We start from the raw sequence: 19,159 nt of genomic DNA, 5'->3' as shown, positions 1-19,159 counted from the left end.
CGTCCTCGGTCCCCCGTCCTCAGTCCTTCGAGCGGGGTGCCGGCGAGGACGACGGCGGAGGCGTGTCGCCCGTCGCCTTCAGCGCCAGCCACAGCTCCATGCGGACGTCCGCGTCGTCGAGCGAGCGGCCGAGGATCTCCTCGACCCGGCGCATCCGGTAGCGCAGGGTGTGCCGGTGCACACCGAGGTCGGCCGCGGCGGCGTCCCACTGGCCGTGCCGGGAGAGCCAGGCGCGCAGCGAGGCGACGAGGTCGCCGCGGCCGGTGGCGTCGTGTTCGTACAGGGCGCGCAGCAGGCCGTCGGCGAAGGCGCGGACGGCGTCGTCGGCGAGCAGCGGCAGTACGGAGCCGGCGGCGAGCTCCTCGTGCTCGACGAGGGCGCGGCCGCGCCGCCGGGCGACCGACAGGGACTGTTCGGCCTGCTTGTAGGCGGCGGCCGCGGCGATCGGGCCGGTCGGGGCGGAGAGTCCGACGACCAGGCCGGCCTCCTCGGCCTCCCGGCTGGCGTAGCCCTCGCACGCGGTGACGACCGCTCCCCCGTCACCGGCCAGGACGACCAGCCGTTCGCCGCCCTCCGGACCCTCGGGCACGGTGAGCGCCGACTCCCCGGCCCGCGCCGCCGCGGCCTCCAGGGTCTCGGCGAGCACGGCGAGCGGCGACTCGCCGTCCTTCGGCTCGCCGCCCGATGCCGGCACGGCCTCGGCGATCAGCAGTCGGAAGGGCGCGTCGAGCAGCCCGCCGTACAGGTCGCCCGCCACCGCCCGGGCGTGGTCCGGCTGCCCGGCGAGCAGCATCCGCAGCACGGCCGCGCCGAGCCGCTGCTCGGCGGCCTGGAGCGAGCGGGACCGCTCGGTCGTGAGGGTGAGGAGGGCGATGGCGGAGTGGACGGCGTAGCGCTCGGCGGTGCCGAGCGGCGCCCCCGTGCCGACCGCGAGCGCGCCCCGCACCCGCCGCCCGGTGCCGAGCGACTGGAGTTCGATCCGGTCGTCCGTGCCGCCGACCACGGCGCTGGCGGGCGCGGGCCGCTCGCGCAGCCGCTCCACGTCGGGCGTGAGCCGGGCCGCCCGGCGGGCCGCCCACTCGGGCGCCGCGGCGATCACGGTGCCGGAGGTGTCGTACAGCGCGGCCCAGCCGTCCACGTGCGCGGCGAGCCGGGCGACGACCGCGTCCGGGCCCTCGGCGAGCGCCGCCCGGGTCAGCTCGCGCTGCGCCTCGAAACCGGCGGTCACGGCCCGGTACTGGTCGGCGGCGATGGCCGCCGAGACCGCCTTGCTGATGGCGAGGAACGGCGTCCGCCGCGGCACTTCGAGCAGCGGCAGATGCTCCTCGCGGGCCGCTTCGAGCAGCGCGCCCGGGATGTCCTCGTAGTTGACGCCGACGGCGAAGCCGAGGCCGACGACCCCGGCGCCGAGCAGCCGCCGCACATAGCGCCGCATGGCCTCCGGGTCCTCGGCGTCGAGGGTGAGCGCGGTGGTGAGCAGCAGCTCGCCGCCCTCCATGTACGGGACGGGGTCGGCGAGCTCGCTGACGTGCGCCCAGCGCACGGGGGTGTCGAGGCGGTCCTCACCGGCGCGGACGGTGAGTTTGAGCGCCGAGTGCTGGACGAGCGAGGCGAGGGTGGGCGGCATTGGGGACCGTCGGACCTTAGAGGTTCTGGGGGGAGGGAGCGCGCGTCGGGCGTGGGGAGGGCGCGGGCCGCCCGTGGGGGCGGCGTGCTCCCGATTCTGCCAGCCCGTCCGGCGCCCCGCCGTCAGCGCCTGTCTTTCGGATCTTGCCGGGCTCGCGCGCCCTGGCACGCACGCTCGCCGCGTTGTCGTCGGTCGCCAACGCTCCGCGTTGTCTCCCTCCTCCGCCTTGCGATCGCACGCGCCAGACCCCGCTCCCTGATCCGGCCTGAGCCGAAAGACAGGCGCTAGCTCCGCAGGTCCACGAGCAGCGGCGGGGTGTGCTCGCCGCGCACATGGGTGAGGGAGAGGACGGCGTGGCCGGGCGGCACCTCGTGCGCGAGCTCCGAGGCGGACCACCGCTCGCGCTCCACCTCCCGTACCGTCACCGCTTCCGTGGTGACGGCCTTGCCGGTCATCAGCTTGCGCAGGGCGTGCAGGGCGCGGGTCATCGGCTGGTCGGCGAAGACGGTGTGGTGGGCGACCTCGGTGGTCTCGACCCGCTCGGTGCCCCAGGCCTCGGCGAAGGCCCGCCCGTCCCAGTTGGGGATGCCCGCGAGGGCCATCCGGCAGCCGACGCCGGCGAGCAGCGGGCCGTGCAGTTCGGCGGGCACCTCGGCGAGGGTACGGAGCGCGAGCACGGCCCCGGCGTTCTGCGGGCGCAGCCGCTGCAGGCCCCGTACGGTCCCCGGAGTGAGCGCCCCGGCCGCGTCGTCGAGCACCAGGCAGGCGAAGTGGCCGCGCGGCGAGCGGTCCCGGACGACGGTCTGGAACTGGGCGAGCAGCAGCCGGTTCAGGAGCCGGGCGGCCTCCTCGTGGGCGCCGTCGTCGGGCAGGCAGATCCGTACCCGTACGGGGTGCTGGGCGACGGCCCGCAGCGAGAACGGCCGGCTGCTGTCCCCCTTGTCGGTGACTCCGCCCGTGCCGAAGAACTCGGCGAAGGCCGGGCGGTCGAGGGCCGCGAGCCGGTCGGCGAGCACGGGGCCGAGGTCGGTGGCGGTGCCGACCTGCCGGATCCGCGAGTCGAGCTCGCGGCGCATGGTCGGGGCGCCGTCCTCGGGCAGCAGGTCGTGGAGGGTCCGCAGGGTCTCGGGGCGGGCCTCCAGGAGCTCGCGAAGGACCGGGACGGTGGGGAAGCGGCCGTACGCGGCGCGGTACGGGCCGACCAGCTGGGCGAGCACGGTGGCGGCGCGGCGGGTCTCCACGCCGGGCATGTCGCCGACGAGGCCCTCGGCGAGGAAGGCGGCGGCCTCGTCGGGGTCGGTGGCCCCGGCGTACAGGTCGAGGTCGTGCGCGGAGGCCGGGTCGCCGAGCCGGATGACGACGTCGTAGGCCGTGTCGGGCCCGAGCGGGGCGCCGGCCCCGGCGACGGCCACGACGGAGCCGGCGCCGGCGAGGGCCTGGAGGGTGAGCGACTCGACGACGGGGGCGACCAGGGCGCGGGTCTTGCCGGAGCCGGAGGGTCCGACGGCGAGCAGCGAGGTGCCGAGCAGCCCGGGGTCGAGGGCGAGCCCGGCCCGCCGGTACGGGTGCGGGGTGCGCTCGCCGTCCGCGTACCGCCCGACCCGGACCTGCCCGAGCAGCAGGTCGTGGGTGGCGGCGCGGCCCGGCAGGTCCCGCTCGCCGGAGGGGTGCGCGCCGGCGGCGGCGCCGTCCCGGAGCAGCTTCCCGACGAGCGCGGCGCGGCGCACCTGGTCGCGCTCGCTGTCCCGCCAGGCGCGGTTCACCCGGGCGCAGTCGACGTCGTTCATGCGCCCCTCGGCGACCTCGGCGGCGAGCACGTCGGCGGCGCGCTGCTCGCCGGCCGCGCGCAGGGCGGGCCACTGGGAGGGCGGGACGACGGGGCCGGTGGGTGTGCTGGGGACGACGGGTGTCTTGCGGGCGCGGTGGGCGCGCAGCAGGCCCCACCAGTCGCCGAGGCGGGCGAAGGGCCAGAGGACGAGGAGGGTGATCAGGGTGTAGAGGGTGTAGACGGCGAAGGGCGACGTGAAGAGGTCCAAGCTGCCCGTGAGAAGGGCGGCGAGCAGGAGTACTGCCTTCACGAGGGGCACGGGGTCCCAGCCGAGGCCGAAGGTGTCCGGCCACACGAGAGCCAGAGCACCGATTGCCATCACTACCGTGATGGCGCCACGCATTCTTGGGCGGAACCGGTTGAGATAGTGCCGAACGACCGTGCTCCAGGAACCGAGGAAGGCCATCATGCCGACGAGAACGAAGAAGATCACCCCGTCGTAGATGGCACGCGCGGCCTCACCGTGCCAGTCCACCGGGGAGAGGCTGCCCGGGTACCACCAGTCCCGGGGGGTCAGCGCCCACAGCAGCTCCCCCTGGTAGGGGAAGCTGTTGGAGTTCCAGGCCGACCAGGCCAGAAGCAGAACGACCAACGGGATCAGCATCCCCGCGACCGTCACCGGCGCGAGCCGCTCCGGCGCCTCTTCCACCTCCTCGTGCCGGTAGCGCCAGATGCCGACCCCCGCTTCCGGCCTCGGCGCGTCCAGCCAGGCCGCGACCCGGCTCACCGGGACCCCGGACGCGCCCGGCGCGCCCACCGGCTTCGGCGGTGCGGAGGGCACGGGCGGGGCCGCGGACGGCGCCGGGGGCGCGGACGGCACCGGCGGGTGCACGGGTGGCGGAACGGGTGCCTCCGGCGGGGTGGCCGGGCGGGGGACGCCCGCGCCCCGGGTGTCGCTCGGCTCGTACGTACCGTCGGTCTCCATGAACCCCTGCCCCCTGACCAGCCAGGTCGCCGCCACTGTGCCACCGTCAATCTAGTGGGCCCGGGCCGCCCCGGAGGGGATTCGCCGGACCGGCGCCCGAGCGCCGGCCCGTACGCCGCCATGTCCACCACGGACAACGACACACCCCGCAACACTCCCTATCGGCGCATGCCTCTCCCCCTCCGCCGCGCCTAGCCTGCGGAGGAAACCCGCAAGTGCGTCCAGAACACCCCCGGAACATCCCAGGAGCCCCGCATGAACGCTGTCCCGCAGGAGCGGCGCGTCGTCACCGCCATCCCCGGCCCGAAGTCGCAGGAGCTTCAGGCCCGCCGCCTCGACACGGTCGCCGGTGGCGTGGGCTCCACGCTGCCGGTGTTCACCAAGCGGGCCGGCGGCGGCATCATCGAGGACGTCGACGGCAACCTGCTGATCGACTTCGGTTCCGGCATCGCCGTGACCTCTGTGGGCGCCTCCGCCGAGGCCGTCGTGCGCCGCGCCTCCGCGCAGCTCCAGGACTTCACCCACACCTGTTTCATGGTGACGCCGTACGAGGGTTACGTGGAGGTCTGCGAGGCGCTGGCCGAGCTGACCCCGGGCGACCACGCCAAGAAGTCGGCCCTGTTCAACTCGGGCGCCGAGGCCGTCGAGAACGCGGTGAAGATCGCCCGCTCGTACACCAAGCGCCAGGCCGTCGTCGTCTTCGACCACGGCTACCACGGCCGTACGAACCTCACCATGGGCATGACGGCGAAGAACATGCCGTACAAGCAGGGCTTCGGTCCGTTCGCGCCCGAGGTCTACCGCGTGCCGGTCGCCTACGGCTACCGCTGGCCCACCGGTGCCGAGAACGCCGGCCCCGAGGCCGCCGCCCAGGCGATCGACAACATCACCAAGCAGATCGGCGCCGACAACGTCGCCGCGATCGTCATCGAGCCGGTCCTCGGCGAGGGCGGCTTCATCGAGCCGGCCAAGGGCTTCCTGCCGGCGATCGTGAAGTTCGCCAACGACAACGGCATCGTCTTCGTCGCCGACGAGATCCAGGCGGGCTTCTGCCGCACCGGCCAGTGGTTCGCGTGCGAGGACGAGGGCATCGTCCCGGACCTGATCACCACTGCCAAGGGCATCGCGGGCGGTCTGCCGCTCGCCGCCGTGACCGGTCGCGCCGAGATCATGGACTCCGTGCACGGTGGCGGCCTCGGCGGCACCTACGGCGGCAACCCGGTGGCCTGCGCCGGTGCGCTCGGCGCCATCGAGACCATGAAGGAGCTCGACCTCAACGGCAAGGCCAAGCGCATCGAGGAGGTCATGAAGGGCCGCCTCACCCAGATGCAGGAGAAGTTCCCGGTCATCGGTGACATCCGCGGCCGCGGCGCCATGATCGCCATCGAGCTGGTGAAGGACCCGGCGACGAAGGAGCCGCACGCCGAGGCCGCCGCCGCGCTCGCCAAGTACTGCCACAACGAGGGCGTGCTCGTCCTCACCTGCGGCACCTACGGCAACGTGCTGCGCTTCCTGCCGCCGCTGGTCATCGGCGAGGACCTGCTCAACGAGGGTCTGGACGTCATCGAGGCAGCGCTCGCCACGATCTGACGATCCGACCGGATCTGACGGCCGACAGCGGCTTCTGACACCCTGTGTGAAGAAGCTGTGGGGGGCCGATGGCGGGATGGAGTTCCGGCTGTCGGTCCCCCTCTTCGTGCCGTACGGTTTCTGCAGATGAGAGAAACACCCTGGGCGGAGCCTCCCCAGCCCCGTCCGCACCGTGCCTTCGCGCACACCACTGGAGCCCTGGGCTCCGGAACTCCTCACCGATCGGATGGCCGCCCGCCCCACACCCCCCGGGGCGCGCGGCAGCCCGGTCCAGGCGACCGCCCCGGAACCACCCCCCCTGTTCCGGGGCTGTCGGCTGTCTTCTGGGCGATCGTCGTTCTCTCCGTCGCCACCTGGCAGGTCCTGGTCGGCGGCCCGCTCGCCCGGCTGGACGAACGCCTCTCCCGCGCCCTGGTGGACACGGTCCCGCGCGGGCTGAGCGAAGCCGCCTCCGACCTCGGCAACATGACGGTCGCCCTCCCGGTCCTCGCCGCCGCCATGGCGTACGCCGTCCGGCGCGGCCGCCGGCTCGCGGCCCTGTACGCGGGCCTCGCGATGGCCGCCGTCCCCCTCCTGGTGATCCCCCTGAAGGAATGGACGGCCCGCCCCGGCCCCCTGGAGCCCTGGGCGCACGGCTACTACCCCTCCGGCCACACCGCCACGGCGCTGGTGGCGTACTTCGGCGCGGCCTTCCTGGTGTCCCGACGCCTGGTGCCCGTCGCCGCCGTGCTCACGGCGGTGACGGGCACCGGTCTGGTCCTGCGGGGCTTTCACTGGCCGCTGGACGTCCTGGCCAGTCTCTGCCTCGGGGTGCTGATCCTGCGGGTCAGCTCCACGTGGCAGCGCTCTACGGGAAGTACGAGTCGAAGTTCCGGCTGAACTCCCAGCTGTTGTAGCGGTCCCAGTTGATCGACCAGGTCATCAGGCCGCGCAGGCCGGGCCAGGTCCCGTGGGTCTGGTAGCTGCCGCAGTTGGTCTTCTTGGTGAGGCAGTCCAGGGCCTTGTTCACCTCGGAGGGGCTGGTGTGGCCGTTGCCTGCCTGGGTGGAGGCGGGCAGGCCGATGGCGACCTGGTCGGGGCGGAGGGCCGGGAAGACGTGGTCGGTGTTGCCGGCCACCGGGAAGCCGGTGAGCAGCATGTCGGTCATGGCGATGTGGAAGTCGGCGCCGCCCATGGAGTGGTACTGGTTGTCGAGGCCCATGATGGAGCCCGAGTTGTAGTCCTGGACGTGCAGCAGGGTGAGGTCGTCGCGCAGGGCGTGGATGACCGGCAGATAGGCGCCGGCGCGCGGGTCCTGGCCACCCCAGGGGCCGGAGCCGTAGTACTGGTAGCCGAGCTGCACGAAGAAGGTCTCCGGGGCCATGGCGAGCACGAACTTCGTGCCGTACTTGGCCTTGAGGGTCTTCACCGCGGAGATCAGGTTGACGATGACCGGGCTGGTCGGGTTGCGGAAGTCGGTGTCGCCGGTCTGCAGGGAGAGCGAGTGGCCCTCGAAGTCGATGTCGAGGCCGTCGAGGCCGTACTCGTCGATGATCTTCGAGACCGAGGAGACGAAGGTGTCGCGGGCGGCGGTGGTGGCGAGCTGGACCTGGCCGTTCTGGCCGCCGATGGAGATGAGGACCTTCTTGCCGGCGGCCTGCTTGGCCTTGATGGCGGCCTTGAAGTCGGCGAGGGATTCCACGTTCGGGCACTCGGTCTGCGGGCACAGGCTGAACCGGATGTCGCCGGAGGTCACCGAGGTCGGCTCGCCGAAGGCCAGGTTGATGACGTCCCAGGAGTCGGGCACGTCGGCCATCCGGGTGTAGCCGGAGCCGTTGGCGAAGCTGGCGTGGAGATAGCCGACGAGGGCGTGCGCGGGCAGCTGCCCGCCGCCCCCTCCCCCGCCGCCTCCGGATGTGGTGGTGGCGGTGACGGCGGCGGACTTCGCCGACTCGCCCGCGCTGTTGGCGGCGGAGATCTGGAAGCTGTACGCGGTGGCGGCCGCGAGTCCGGTGGCGGTGTACGAGGTGCCGGTGACCGTCCCGGCGAGCGCGCCGTCCTTGTAGACCTTGTACGAGGTGGCGTTGGCGACGGCCGGCCAGGACAGGCTCACCGAACTGGAGGTCGCGGACCCGGCGGTGAGCCCGGTCGGGGTGGCCGGTATCTGCACCGGGTCGCCGCCGGGGCCGAGCAGCGACAGGTCGTCGGCGACGTAGGCCCCGGTGCCGTACCAGCCGTGGGTGTACAGCGTCACGGAGGTGGTGGACGCGCCGGTGGTGAAGCTGGTGGAGAGCTTCTGCCAGTCGGGCGCGGACTGGGTCCAGGTGTACGGGTCGCCGGTGGCGGCGCCGGTGCCGGACGCGCCGAGGTAGACGTAGGAGCCGCGCACCCAGCCGCTGAGCGTGTAGGTCGAGTTGGGCTTCACGGTGACGGTCTGGGAGCACTTGGCGTTGTCGTTGCCGGCCGGGGTGGCCTGCAGGGCCTTCGTCCCGCCGTGCACGGGTGAGGAGACGACGGCTCCGCTGCCGGCCGTACAGCTCCAGCCGTCCAGGCCGGATTCGAAGCCTCCGTTGCGGGCGAGTTCGGTGTCGGCGGCCTGGGCGAGGGGGGTCAGGGCCACGAGGCCGCCGGCGGCGAGCACGCCCGCCACGGCGAGGGAGAGAGGTCTGGTGCGGGCCACAACTGCCTCCGGGGGTGGGGGAATCGAGGGGGAGCGCGCCACAGCATGGTCCAGACCAATCGAGTGGTCAAGACCTCTGGACGCGACCGGTCACCCCTGCCCACGGGCCAGTTGCCCGGCGGCCTCGTGCATCGCGAGTTCGAGCAGCGCGGGGTCGGTGAGGGTGCCCGAGGCGTCCGGGGTCACCAGCCAGCGCACCCCGCCGGTCACCCGGCCCGGGTACGGGACGACGATCCAGGTGCCGGGGCCCGCGCTGCGCACACCGGTGCCGAGCCAGCGGGTCGCGGTGCCCGGTGGCACGAAGAAGCCCATCCGGGAGTCGCCGAAGTCGGCCAGGACCGGGCCGGGCCGGTCGACGAGCCGGGTGAGCACGTCGAGCGTGGGATAGCCCAGCTCGGACGGCAGGATCAGCACGTCCCAGCGGCGCCCGGCGGGCAGCAGGGCGACCCCGTGCGGGTTGCGCTCCCACTCCCAGCGGCAGGCGTCGGGGTCCGGCGCGACCGAGGCGAGCCACTCCACCACGGCCCTGGCACCCGCCGAACCGGTCCCCGCGCCCGAACCGGTGCCCGCGCCCGAACCGGTTCCCGTCCCCGTACCCGTACCAGTCATCACGAAAAACCCTCTCCTCGTACGGACCCGCCAGGTGCGGTGTCCGTACGGAGAGAGGGCGCGGGCCCGCGGCTATGACGCGGGTTTCCTACCTGTCGGTTGTGACCTGCGTCACACCTCCTGATGCGGGGTCAGCTGTCGAAGCCGAGCCCCAGCTTGTCCATCGTCTTCAGCCACAGGTTCCGCCGGCCGCCGTTCTCGTCGGCGCGCGCGAGCGACCACTTGGTCAGCCCGATGCCCGCCCAGGCGATCGGCTCCGGCGGGAACGGCAGCGGCTTGGACCGCACCATGTCGAGCTCGGTCCGCTCGGTGCGCTCCCCCGACAGCAGGTCCAGCATCACGTCGGCGCCGAAGCGGGTCGCGCCCACGCCGAGGCCGGTGTATCCGGCGGCGTACGCCACCTTGCCCTGGTGGGCCGTGCCGAAGAAGGCCGAGAAGCGCGAGCAGGTGTCGATCGCCCCGCCCCAGGCATGGCTGAAGCGCAGGCCCTCCAGCTGCGGGAAGCAGGTGAAGAAGTGCTGGGCCAGCTTCAGATAGGTCTCCGGGCGGTGGTCCATCTCGGCCGCCACCTTGCCGCCGAAACGGTAGACCGCGTCGTAACCGCCCCACAGGATGCGGTGGTCGGCGGTGATCCGGAAGTAGTGGAACTGGTTGGCGGAGTCGCCGAGGCCCTGCCGGTTCTTCCAGCCGACCGCGGCCAGCTGCTCGGCGCTCAGCGGCTCCGTCATCAGCGCGTAGTCGTACACCGGGACGGTGTAGTGCCGCACCCGCTTGACCAGGGACGGGAAGACATTGGTGCCGAGCGCGACCCGGCGGGCCGCGACCCGGCCGTACGGGGTGCGCACCGCCATGCCGCCGCCGGCCGGCAGCAGGTCGAGCGCCGGGGTGTTCTCGAAGATCCGCACGCCGAGCTCGCGGCAGGCCCGCTTGAGGCCCCAGGCCAGCTTGGCAGGGTGCAGCATGGCGACTCCGCGGCGGTCCCACAGGCCGCCGAGGAAGGTGGGCGAGTCGACCTCGGCGCGCAGCGCGTCGCGGTCCAGGAGCTCCAGGCCGCCGGCCAGACCGAGTCCGTCGGCCTCCTCGTACAGCTCGTGCAGCTCGTCGAGCTGGTAGGGCTCGGTGGCCACGTCGATCTCGCCGGAGCGCTCGAAGTCGCAGTCCAGGGAGTAGCGGGCGACGGCGGCCTCGATGGCGTCGAGGTTGGCCTCGCCCATCCGCTCCAGCTTCGCGAGCTCCCGCGGCCAGCGGGCGAGCCCGTTGCCGAGGCCGTGGGTGAGGGAGGCGGCGCAGAAGCCGCCGTTGCGGCCCGAGGCGGCCCAGCCCACCTCGCGGCCTTCGATGAGTACGACGTCCCGGGAGGGGTCGCGCTCCTTGGCGAGGAGCGCGGTCCACAGTCCGCTGTAGCCGCCGCCCACCACGAGCAGGTCGCAGCGCTCGGTGCCGGTGAGGGCGGGCAGGGCTCCGGGCTTGCCGGGGTCTTCCAGCCAGAAGGGGACGGGCTGGGCGTCGGAGAGAGATTGTGCAGCGAGACGCATGGCGACTGGGGCCATGGTTTCCAACTCCTTCGGTGCCCGGCCCGCTCGCCGCGGGCCGGGCGCTGATGTCAGGCTGTTGCCGTTTTCTTGCGCCGGTTCGTGACGATCTGACCGGCCACGACCACCAGTACCGCGATGACGAACATCGCCGTGCCGATGACGTTGATCTGAACGGGTGTTCCGCGCTGCGCCGAGCCCCAGACGAACATGGGGAAGGTGACGGTGGAGCCCGCGTTGAAGTTGGTGATGATGAAGTCGTCGAACGACAGCGCGAAGGCGAGCAGCGCGCCGGCCGCGATGCCGGGCGCCGCGATCGGCAGGGTCACCCGCAGGAAGGTCTGCGCCGGGCCCGCGTAGAGGTCGCGCGCGGCCTCCTCCAGACGCGGGTCCATGGACATCACGCGCGCCTTGACGGCGGTCACGACGAACGACAGACAGAACATGATGTGGGCGATCAGAATCGTCCAGAAGCCCAGCTCCGCGCCCATGTTGAGGAACAGGGTGAGCAGCGAGGCGGCCATCACGACCTCGGGCATGGCCATCGGCAGGAAGATCAGCGAGTTGATCGCGCCGCGCGCCCGGAAGCGGTAGCGGACCAGCGCGAAGGCGATCATCGTGCCGAGCACGACCGCGCCGACCGTGGCCCACGCGGCGATCTGCAGCGAGAGGGTGAGCGACTCGCACATGTCGGCGACCCCGCAGGGGTCCTTCCAGGCGTCGAGCGAGAACTGCTGCCACGCGTAGTTGAAGCGCCCGTTCGGCTTGTTGAACGAGAAGACCATGACCACGACGTTCGGCAGGATCATGTACGCGAGCGTCAGCAGGCCCGCGATGACGACGAGGTGCTGTCGGATCCAACGCATCAGACCAGGTCCTCCGTTCCCGCCCGGCGGATGTAGACGGTGACCATGAACAGCACGATCGCCATGAGGATGAAGGAGAGGGCGGCGGCCGTCGGGTAGTCCAGGACGCGCAGGAACTGCGACTGGATGACGTTGCCGACCATCTTGGTGTCGGTGGAGCCGAGGAGTTCGGCGTTGACGTAGTCGCCGCTGGCCGGGATGAAGGTGAGCAGGGTGCCGGAGACGACGCCGGGCATCGACAGCGGGAAGGTCACCTTGCGGAAGGTGGTGGCGGGCGAGGCGTAGAGGTCCTGCGCGGCCTCGTGGAGCCGCCCGTCGATCCGCTCCAGGGAGGTGTAGAGGGGCAGGATCATGAAGGGCAGGAAGTTGTACGTGAGGCCGCAGACCACGGCCATCGGGGTGGCGAGCACCCGGCTGCCCTCGGTCCAGCCCAGCCAGCTGGTCACGTCGAGGACGTGCAGCGTGTTCAGCGCGTCGACCACCAGGCTGTCGTCGGCGAGGATCGTCTTCCAGGCCAGCGTCCGGATCAGGAAGCTGGTGAAGAAGGGCGCGATGACGAGCACGAGCAGCAGATTGCGCCAGCGGCCGGCCTTGAAGGCGATGAGGTACGCCAGGGGGTAGCCGAGCAGCAGGCACAGCAGGGTCGCGGTGCCGGCGTACAGCAGCGAGCGGACGAACTGCGGCCAGTACTCCTGGAAGGCGTCCCAGTAGGTCTGGAAGTGCCAGGTGACCTCGAAGCCCTTCTCCAGGGAGCCGGTCTGCACCGAGGTGGAGGCCTGGTAGACCATCGGCAGCGCGAAGAAGACGAGCAGCCACAGGATGCCGGGCAGCAGCAGCCAGTAGGGCACCAGCCGCTTGCGGGTGGAGGGCCTGCGCAGCACCGGCTCCTCGGCCGGCGGCGCCTCCTTTATCAGGGTCGCGGTCATGCGGCGTCCTCCACCGTCTCCACGCCCGCGTCGATGTCCTGGGCCGCGTCGAGGCCGAAGGTGTGCGCCGGGTTCCAGTGCAGGACGACCTCGGCGCCGGGCACCAGGCGGGTGTCGCGCTCGATGTTCTGCTCGTACACGTGCAGCTCGGCGCCGGCGGGCGAGTTCACCACGTACTGGGTCGACACGCCGATGAAGGAGGACTCGGCGATCCGGCCGGTGACCCGGTTGCGGCCGTCGGCGATCTCACCGGCGTCGTCGGCGTGCGCCAGGGAGATCTTCTCGGGCCGCACCCCGACCAGGACCTTGCCGCCCACCCGGACGGCGGCGGTACAGCGCTCGCCGGGCACCTTGAGCTTGCCGCCGCCGGCGGTGACCAGGAGGTCGCCGCCGGTCTCGGCGACCTCGGCCTCGATGAGGTTGGAGGTGCCGAGGAAGTTGGCGACGAAGGTGGTCTGCGGGTTCTCGTACAGGTCGGCGGGGTCGCCGAGCTGCTCGACCCGGCCGCCGTTCATGACCGCGACCTGGTCGGCCATCGTCATGGCCTCCTCCTGGTCGTGGGTGACGTGCACGAAGGTGATGCCGACCTCGGTCTGGATGCGCTTGAGCTCCAGCTGCATCTGGCGGCGCAGCTTGAGGTCGAGGGCGCCGAGCGGCTCGTCGAGGAGCAGCACCTGCGGGTGGTTGATGAGCGCGCGGGCGACGGCGACGCGCTGCTGCTGGCCGCCGGAGAGCTGGTGCGGCTTGTGCCTGGCCTTGTCGCCGAGCTGGACGAGCTCCAGCATCTCGTCGACCTGCTTCTTGACCGACGCGATGCCGCGCCGGCGCAGACCGAAGGCGACGTTCTCGAAGACGTCCATGTGCGGGAAGAGCGCGTAGGACTGGAAGACGGTGTTCACCGGCCGCTTGTACGGGGGGAGGTCGGTGACGTCCCGGTCGCCGAGGAAGACGGTGCCGGTGGTCGGGTCCTCCAGGCCGGCGATCATCCGCAGCGTGGTCGTCTTGCCGCAGCCGGACGCGCCGAGCAGGGCGAAGAAGGAGCCCTGCGGGATGGTCAGGTCGAGCGGGTGGACGGCGGTGAAGGAGCCGTAGGACTTGCTGATGCCGGCCAGACGGACGTCGCCGCCGGTGGTGTTCTCAGTCATGGGTTGCGGTCCCGGTTCGTGAAGGGGAGGGCAGGCGGGCGGCGGGCGGTCAGGCGCCGATGAGCTTGGCGAACTTCTCCTCGTACGCCGTCTCCTCGGCGCTGCTGAGCGAGCGGAAGGCGCGGGACTTCGCGGCCATCGCCTTGTCCGGGAGGATCAGGGTGTTGGCGGCCAGCTCGGGGTCGATCTTGGCGAGTTCGTCCTTCACGCCGTCGACCGGGCACACGTAGTTGATGTACGCGGCGAGCTGGGCGGCGACCGGGAGCTCGTAGTAGTAGTCGATGAGCTTCTCGGCGTTCGTCTTGTGCCGGGCCTGCGCGGGGACGAGCAGGTTGTCGGTGGACGTGATGTAGCCGGCGGACGGAATGGCGTAGCGGATGTCCGGGTTGTCGGCCTGGAGCTGGATGATGTCGCCGGCCCAGGCGAGACAGGCCGCGAGGTCGCCCTTGTCGAGGTCGGAGGTGTAGTCGTTGCCGGTGAAGCGCCGGATCTGCTTCTTGTCGACGCCCTTCTGGAGGCGCCCGATCGCCGCGTCGTAGTCGGCGTCGGTGAAGTGGCCCGGGTCCTTGCCCATGTCGAGGAGGGTCATGCCGACCGAGTCGCGCATCTCGGTGAGGAAGCCGACCCGGCCCTTGAGGGCGGGGTCGTCGAGCAGCTGGGTGACCGAGTCGACCTTCTTCCCGCCGGTCGCCTTCACGTTGTAGGCGATGACGGTGGAGATGCCGGTCCAGGGGTACGAGTAGGAGCGGCCCGGGTCCCAGTCGGGGCGGCGGAACTGCGGGGAGAGGTTGGCGTAGGCGTTCGGCAGGTTGGCCGGGTCCAGCTTCTGCGCCCAGCCGAGCCGGATGATCCGGGCGGCCAGCCAGTCGGTGACGCAGATCAGGTCACGGCCGGTGTCCTGGCCGGCCGCGAGCTGCGGCTTGATCTTGCCGAAGAACTCGACGTTGTCGTTGATGTCCTCGGTGTATTTGACCGTGATCCCGGTCCGCTTCCGGAACGCGTCCAGCGTGGGGCGGGATTTCTCGTCCTCGCTCACGTCCATGTACTCGGTCCAGTTGGAGAAGGCGACGCTCTTCTCCTTGGCCGACACGTCGATGGACGCGGGACCGTTGCCCTCCCGCTTGGCCGGCGGGATGCCGCAGGCGCTCAGCCCGGCGAGGCCGCCGAGGGTGAGCGCGCCGACGCCGCCGGCGCGCAGCATCGAGCGGCGGCTGAGGGCGCCCCGGCCGCTGGTGAGGCTGCGCCGTATCGCCGCCGTCTGCGCGGCCGACAGGCTGTCGGACTGGTACTGCTCCATGCGCTGTGCCCTTCCGGAGGGGTGAGTGGATGCCGCTGGTCGGACGGCGCTCCCACGCGGCGGTAGCCGCATATCGTTACGGACGGTCCCCGAAGATCGTGCGGTGCCAGTCCTTGGCCGCCACCGCCGTGTTGTCGTACATGACGTGCTTGACCTGCGTGTACTCCTCGAAGGAGTAGGCCGACATGTCCTTTCCGAAGCCCGAGGCCTTGTAGCCGCCGTGGGGCATCTCGCTGATGATCGGGATGTGGTCGTTGACCCAGACGCAGCCGGCCTTGATCTCGCGGGTGGCCCGGTTCGCCCGGAAGACGTCGCGGCTCCAGGCGGAGGCGGCGAGGCCGTACGGGGTGTCGTTGGCGAGCCGGATGCCCTCGTCGTCGCCGTCGAAGGGCAGGGCCACCAGGACCGGCCCGAAGATCTCCGACTGCACGACCTCGCTGTCCTGCGGGGCGCCGGTGATCAGGGTGGGTCGGTAGTATGCGCCGTTCTTGAGTTCGCCACCAGGGGCTTCGCCGCCGGTGACGACGGTCGCGTAGGCGCGGGCCCGCTCCACGAAGCCGGCCACCCGGTCGCGCTGGGCGTGGCTGACGAGCGGGCCGAGGTCGGTCGACGGGTCGAAGGGGTCGCCGAGGCGCACCGTCTCCATGAGTTCGGCGACCCGGGCGACGAAGGCGTCGAACAGCGGCCGCTGGACGTAGGCGCGGGTGGCGGCGGTGCAGTCCTGGCCGCTGTTGATGAGGGAGGCGGCGACGGCGCCGTGCGCGGCGGCCTCCAGGTCGGCGTCGTCGAAGACCAGGAACGGGGCCTTGCCGCCGAGCTCCAGGTGGAGCCGCTTGACGGTGGCGGTGGCGATCTCGGCGACCCGCTTGCCGACGCCGGTGGAGCCGGTGAAGGAGGTCATGGCGACGCCCGGGTGTCCGACCAGGTGCTCGCCGGCGACCCGTCCGGCGCCGTTGACGATGTTGATCACGCCGTCGGGCAGGCCGGCCTCGGTGGCCGCCTGGGCGAACATCAGCGAGGTCAGCGGGGTCAGCTCGGCGGGCTTCAGGACGACGGTGTTGCCGGCGGCGACGGCCGGCAGGATCTTCCAGGCGGCCATCTGCAGCGGGTAGTTCCACGGGGCGATGGAGCCGACGACGCCGATCGGCTCGCGCCGTACGTACGAGGTGTGGTCGCCGGAGTACTCGCCGGCCGACTGGCCCTGGAGGTGCCGGGCGGCGCCCGCGAAGAAGGCGGTGTTGTCGACGGTGCCGGGCACGTCGAACTCGCGGGTCAGCTTGATGGGCTTGCCGCACTGGAGGGACTCGGCCTGCGCGAACTCCTCGGCCCGCTCGGCGAGCACTCCGGCGAAGCGGTGCAGCGCGTCGGAGCGCTCGCCGGGGGTGGCGCCGGCCCAGCCGGGGAAGGCCTCGGCGGCGGCGGTCACGGCCGCGTCGACGTCGTCGGCCGAGGCGAGGGTGTACGTGAGGACGGTCTCCCCCGTCGCCGGGTCGACGACGCCGTGCTCGGTGTCCGAGGTGCCGGGGCGGAGCCGCCCGCCGATGTACTGCGCGCCGTCCGCGAAGCGGTCCGACGCCTGGAAGCGGTTGCCCATGACGCTCTCCGTTGTTCCAGCTCGAGTTGAGTGCCGATCCTGACAGAGGGCATCCGGTCCAACAAGTGATTCCGTTGTTGCCTTTTGGTTACGCGACGGATTCGGTCGATCAATGTGTCGAGGACGGCGGGAAATTGCCGTACGGAGTGTCCGTGGCAACTGGAACAGTGGCGTGCATGAACGATCTCGAATCCTTGAAACAGCAGGTCAGAAGCGGCGGACGGGTGAAGTGGCTGCACTTCTGGGGGCACCGGCCGCACCCCGACGGGCGTCTGTCGGCGAGCTGTCTGAGCCAGTGGTGGCCGGCGCCCTTCGTGGTGGACGGCGTGCGTTACGCGACCGCCGAGCACTGGATGATGGCCGGCAAGGCGCGGCTCTTCGACGACCCCGAGGCGGAACGGGCGGCGCTCGCGGCGGCCTCTCCGGCGCAGGCGAAGAAGGCGGGCCGGCTGGTCCGCGGCTTCGACGAGGAGGTGTGGCGGCGCGAGCGCTTCGGCATCGTCGTGGCGGGCAGCGTCCACAAGTTCGCCTCCGACCCGGCCCTGCAGGCCTTCCTGCTCGGCACCGGCACCCGGATCCTGGTGGAGGCCAGCCCGGTGGACCGGATCTGGGGCATCGGGCTCGCGGCGGACGACCCGCGCGCCATGGACCCGGACCGGTGGCGCGGCGAGAACCTGCTGGGCTTCGCGCTGATGGAGGCGCGCGAGCGGCTGCGGTGAGCGGCACTGGAGAAGGCCGGAGACGGGGACGGGGGCCGCGTGAGCAGCCCCCGTTCACCGGTGTTTCGAGCGTGCGGCGCCCTCAGGCGCTAGCGGCGCCCCTCGACGACGAGCGACGTCTCCCAGGGGTCCTTGCCGCTCTCCTCCCACTCGTCGGCGTTGGCGAAGATCCAGACGTAGAAGACGATCATCGCGATGCCGAGCACGATGCCGATCGCGCCGAGCACGATGCCCGCGGTGGCCTGGCCGCTGTTGTTGGCCTCGCCGCGCTGCACCCGCTTCTTGCCGACGATGCCGAAGATCAGGGCGAGGATGCCGAGGATCAGGCTGGGCAGCCCGTAGAAGCAGAAGATGACCACGGCGATGATGCCGACGACCATGCCGGCCGTGCCCATGCCGTTGGACGGGGACTGGCCCCAGCCCGGCGGCTGACCGCCGTAACCCGCTCCGTAACCGGGGTACGGGGCGGGGGCCGGCGCCGGCGGGTAGCCGTACCCGGGCGTGCCGGCCGCGGGCGTGGGCGTCGGCGGGGCGGTCGGGTATCCGAAGCTGCCGCCCGGCGCGGCGGGCGGCGGCGGCAGCTCGGCGCCCGGCATCGCCGCCATGGTGGGCTGGTCGTGCACCGGCGGCGGTGTGGGCGTGGGCTTGCTCAGTTCGACGCCGTCCTGGTTCGGCGGCGCCCACGGGTCCACCGGCTGGTCGTTGTTCTCGGACATGGGCCTCCCCCATCGTGGTCACGCCATGCTACGGCCTACGCCATACGGGGGACGGGTCAGCCCTCCGGCCTACGATGACCTGATGACCGACCTTCACGCCTTCATCGCGGGGCTGCCCAAGGCCGAGCTGCACGTCCACCACGTCGGCTCCGCCTCGCCCCGTATCGTCGCCGAGCTGGCGGCCCGTCACCCGGACTCCAAGGTTCCGACCGATCCCGAGGCCCTGACGGACTACTTCACCTTCACCGACTTCGCCCACTTCATCGAGGTCTATCTCTCCGTCGTGGACCTGGTCCGCACCCCGGAGGACGTGCGGCTGCTCACCTTCGAGGTGGCCCGGGACATGGCCCGGCAGAACATCCGCTACGCGGAGCTGACCATCACCCCGTACAGCTCGACCCGCCGCGGCATCGACGAGCGCGCCTTCATGGCCGCCATCGAGGACGCCCGGCTCGCGGCCGAGAAGGAGCTCGGCGTGGTGCTGCGCTGGTGCTTCGACATCCCCGGCGAGGCGGGTCTCGAGGCGGCCGAGGAGACGGCGCGGCTCGCCGTCGAGCTGCGCCCCGAGGGTCTGGTCTCGTTCGGCCTCGGCGGACCGGAGATCGGTGTGCCGCGCCCGCAGTTCAAGCCGTACTTCGACCGGGCGCGGGCGGCCGGGCTGCGGTCCGTGCCGCACGCCGGCGAGACCACCGGCCCGGAGACGGTCTGGGACGCGATCAACGAGCTGGGCGCCGAGCGCATCGGCCACGGCACCAGCTCGGTCCAGGACCCGGAGCTCCTGAAGTACCTGGCGGAGCACCGGATCGCCCTGGAGGTGTGCCCCACCTCGAACATCGCGACCCGCGCCGTGGAACGCCTGGAGGACCACCCCGTCAAGCAGATGGTGGAGGCCGGGGTGCTCGTCACGATCAACAGCGACGACCCGCCGATGTTCGGCAGCGACCTCAACAACGAGTACGCGGTGGCCGCCCGGCTGCTCGGTCTGGACGAGCGCGGTCTCGCGGCGCTCGCGAAGAACGCGGTGGAGGCCTCCTTCCTCGACGAGGCCGGCAAGGCGCGGCTCACCGAGGAGATCGACACGTACACGGAGCGCTGGCTGTCGGCCTGACGCCCGGGAGAATGGGGC

At 71.9% G+C, this 19,159-nt stretch carries 15 protein-coding genes; 4 read left to right on the top strand and 11 right to left on the bottom strand.

Annotation, left to right across the window (positions count from 1 at the left end):
- Nucleotides 1-19: 19 nt before the first annotated feature.
- Together JAO84_RS26930 and JAO84_RS26925 are read right to left on the bottom strand one after the other, a co-directional pair.
- Entirely contained in the window at nt 20-1,627 is a 1,608-nt protein-coding gene (locus tag JAO84_RS26930) for a PucR family transcriptional regulator (RefSeq protein ID WP_370415134.1), read from the bottom strand.
- A 284-nt stretch (nt 1,628-1,911) separates the two neighbouring features.
- On the bottom strand, nt 1,912-4,380 hold the full coding sequence (locus JAO84_RS26925; RefSeq protein ID WP_370415133.1) for an ATP/GTP-binding protein: 2,469 nt from the start codon (nt 4,378-4,380) through the stop codon (nt 1,912-1,914).
- A gap of 255 nt (nt 4,381-4,635) precedes the next feature.
- On the opposite strand from JAO84_RS26925, the gene gabT reads away from it, so the two are divergent.
- On the top strand, nt 4,636-5,970 hold the full coding sequence (gene gabT, locus JAO84_RS26920) for a 4-aminobutyrate--2-oxoglutarate transaminase (protein ID WP_265864541.1): 1,335 nt from the start codon (nt 4,636-4,638) through the stop codon (nt 5,968-5,970).
- A 126-nt stretch (nt 5,971-6,096) separates the two neighbouring features.
- Nucleotides 6,097-6,849, top strand: a complete 753-nt coding sequence (locus JAO84_RS26915; protein WP_370415132.1) for a phosphatase PAP2 family protein — start codon at nt 6,097-6,099, stop codon at nt 6,847-6,849.
- Here the strand turns inward: JAO84_RS26915 and JAO84_RS26910 are convergent.
- The 8 genes from JAO84_RS26910 to JAO84_RS26875 form a co-directional block, all read right to left on the bottom strand.
- Complete coding sequence (locus tag JAO84_RS26910; protein ID WP_370415131.1) at nt 6,818-8,629, bottom strand: chitinase; 1,812 nt, start codon at nt 8,627-8,629, stop codon at nt 6,818-6,820. The genes JAO84_RS26915 and JAO84_RS26910 overlap by 32 nt on opposite strands.
- 90 nt (nt 8,630-8,719) lie before the next feature.
- A complete protein-coding gene (locus tag JAO84_RS26905; RefSeq protein ID WP_370416878.1) occupies nt 8,720-9,238 on the bottom strand; it encodes a hypothetical protein in 519 nt (172 codons plus the stop codon).
- Nucleotides 9,239-9,369: 131 nt separating this feature from the next.
- Entirely contained in the window at nt 9,370-10,788 is a 1,419-nt protein-coding gene (locus tag JAO84_RS26900; RefSeq protein WP_370415130.1) for an NAD(P)/FAD-dependent oxidoreductase, read from the bottom strand.
- Between the two features lie 53 nt (nt 10,789-10,841).
- The gene (locus JAO84_RS26895) at nt 10,842-11,636 is read right to left on the bottom strand and encodes an ABC transporter permease (protein ID WP_370415129.1); all 795 of its coding nucleotides are present in this window, start codon (nt 11,634-11,636) and stop codon (nt 10,842-10,844) included.
- Entirely contained in the window at nt 11,636-12,562 is a 927-nt protein-coding gene (locus JAO84_RS26890) for an ABC transporter permease (RefSeq protein ID WP_370415128.1), read from the bottom strand. Before JAO84_RS26890 ends, JAO84_RS26895 begins: the two co-directional genes overlap by 1 nt.
- Nucleotides 12,559-13,707 carry an ABC transporter ATP-binding protein gene (locus JAO84_RS26885; protein ID WP_370415127.1) on the bottom strand — a complete coding sequence of 383 codons (1,149 nt, stop codon included), beginning with the start codon at nt 13,705-13,707 and terminating at the stop codon, nt 12,559-12,561. Before JAO84_RS26885 ends, JAO84_RS26890 begins: the two co-directional genes overlap by 4 nt.
- A gap of 49 nt (nt 13,708-13,756) precedes the next feature.
- Nucleotides 13,757-15,004: a PotD/PotF family extracellular solute-binding protein gene (locus JAO84_RS26880; RefSeq protein ID WP_370415126.1), complete on the bottom strand. Its 1,248-nt coding sequence runs from the start codon at nt 15,002-15,004 to the stop codon at nt 13,757-13,759.
- Nucleotides 15,005-15,080: 76 nt separating this feature from the next.
- The gene (locus tag JAO84_RS26875; protein WP_370415125.1) at nt 15,081-16,598 is read right to left on the bottom strand and encodes a gamma-aminobutyraldehyde dehydrogenase; all 1,518 of its coding nucleotides are present in this window, start codon (nt 16,596-16,598) and stop codon (nt 15,081-15,083) included.
- A 176-nt stretch (nt 16,599-16,774) separates the two neighbouring features.
- Here JAO84_RS26875 and JAO84_RS26870 point away from each other — a divergent pair, with 176 nt between their 5' ends.
- On the top strand, nt 16,775-17,317 hold the full coding sequence (locus JAO84_RS26870) for an NADAR family protein (RefSeq protein ID WP_370415124.1): 543 nt from the start codon (nt 16,775-16,777) through the stop codon (nt 17,315-17,317).
- Nucleotides 17,318-17,406: 89 nt separating this feature from the next.
- On the opposite strand, the gene JAO84_RS26865 is transcribed toward JAO84_RS26870, so the two are convergent.
- Nucleotides 17,407-18,033 carry a DUF4190 domain-containing protein gene (locus tag JAO84_RS26865; RefSeq protein WP_370415123.1) on the bottom strand — a complete coding sequence of 209 codons (627 nt, stop codon included), beginning with the start codon at nt 18,031-18,033 and terminating at the stop codon, nt 17,407-17,409.
- 82 nt (nt 18,034-18,115) lie between these two features.
- On the opposite strand from JAO84_RS26865, the gene JAO84_RS26860 reads away from it, so the two are divergent.
- Nucleotides 18,116-19,141: an adenosine deaminase gene (locus JAO84_RS26860; protein ID WP_370415122.1), complete on the top strand. Its 1,026-nt coding sequence runs from the start codon at nt 18,116-18,118 to the stop codon at nt 19,139-19,141.
- Nucleotides 19,142-19,159: the final 18 nt, after the last annotated feature.

It is taken from the genome of Streptomyces fradiae (assembly GCF_041270065.1).
GTDB lineage: Bacteria > Actinomycetota > Actinomycetes > Streptomycetales > Streptomycetaceae > Streptomyces.
Note: the sequence above shows the minus strand (reverse complement) of the source record. Positions and strands in the feature narration are given on the sequence as shown.